Annotated in this window: 1 protein-coding gene; it reads right to left on the reverse strand. The window is 51.9% G+C overall.

Going from position 1 to position 1,364, the window contains the following annotated elements; genetic code table 11:
• On the reverse strand, window positions 1–1,364 hold a 1,364-nt coding region (locus tag B5E53_RS18595), incomplete at both ends, for an AAA family ATPase (RefSeq protein WP_162611982.1).

Genomic DNA, 1,364 nt, shown 5'->3' on the forward strand with positions numbered 1-1,364 from the left:
TTTGCCAACATTTTACGGGCATTTAAGTGGATGTTGCTGGTCTTTCCCTGGCGGAATACCAGATCCAGCACCGTCACAGGGATCAGCCCGCAGCCGATCAATTGCCGGAACACATCACCGGCTCCCACAGAAGGGAGCTGATCTACGTCGCCTACCAGCAGGATACGGGAGGCAGGCTTTACCCTGCGGAAAAATTCATATCCCAAATGCATATCTACCATGGATACTTCATCCAGATTCAGAAATCCGGCCTCCAGATATTCTACTGCGTCTTCATAATCGGCAAAGTCACCCAGAAGCCCCAGAGCCATGTGCATCGTTGAGGCATCTTCATGCCCGGTGCTTTCCGCCATCCGGCGTGCCGCACGCCCCGTAGGAGCCATGAGCTGTACCTGTGATCGGCAGACAATGGCATGGATATAAAGGATGACCTTTAACACGGTGGTCTTTCCGGTTCCAGGCCCGCCGGTAATAATGCTGATCTGGTTTTGGAACACCATACGCACTGCCTGTTTCTGCCTCTCTGACAGTGTTATGGCAAGTGCAGTCTGGGCCTGCGCCAATTCCTTTTCGATGTCATACGCCTCGCCCTGGTCTAGCAGACGCCGGGCGATCATGGAAGCAGTCTGGTTTTCTTCTTCATACTGTTTCTTCACATACACACGTTCGCCGTCTACCACAATGCTTTCCTGCATCACCAGCCGGTAGAGTACCCGCTGGATATCTGTTTCTGTCACTGCCTGATGCGGGAGATTCTGGTTCAGCATGGTATATGCCCGCTGGATCAGCTCCGGGCGTTCCAGAAACAGATGTCCCTCCTCCTTCATGGCTGATTCCATGAGATGGGAAAGGCAGCCTGAAATCCGCATGGGGTCATTGAGCGCCTGGCAGTTCTGCCGTCCAATGGCATCCACTGTTAAAAAGCCAAACCCTTTCACAGCACAGAGCTGATAAGGCCTGTGACGGACAATCTCTACGGACTCATTGCGAAACCGTTGGAGGATCAGATTTACCTTTTTGGGCGTTACCTTGTAGGGTGCCAGAAACGTCATCAGTTCCCGGAACACCCTGTTTTTCCCGTAAGATTCCACAATCCCCTTCAGCCTTTTCTGGGAAATTCCTTTTACCTTCAGAAGCTCCTGGGGATGTTCTTCCATGATTTCCAGTGTGTTCAAACCAAATTCTTTAAAAATCGCCTCTGCAACTTTTGGCCCCACACCCTTTACAGAACCGCAGGAGAGGTATCCTAAGATCCCCTCCTTCGTGCGCGGCACGATCTCCATGAAATTTTCCACCTGATACTGCAGGCCGTGGCTGGACTTTTCCCACTGTCCTTCCATCTCAATCTCGATCTGGTCAGACTG

Origin of the sequence: Eubacterium sp. An11, from assembly GCF_002161065.1 — a bacterium.
Lineage (GTDB): Bacteria > Bacillota > Clostridia > Lachnospirales > Lachnospiraceae > Anaerobutyricum > Anaerobutyricum faecale.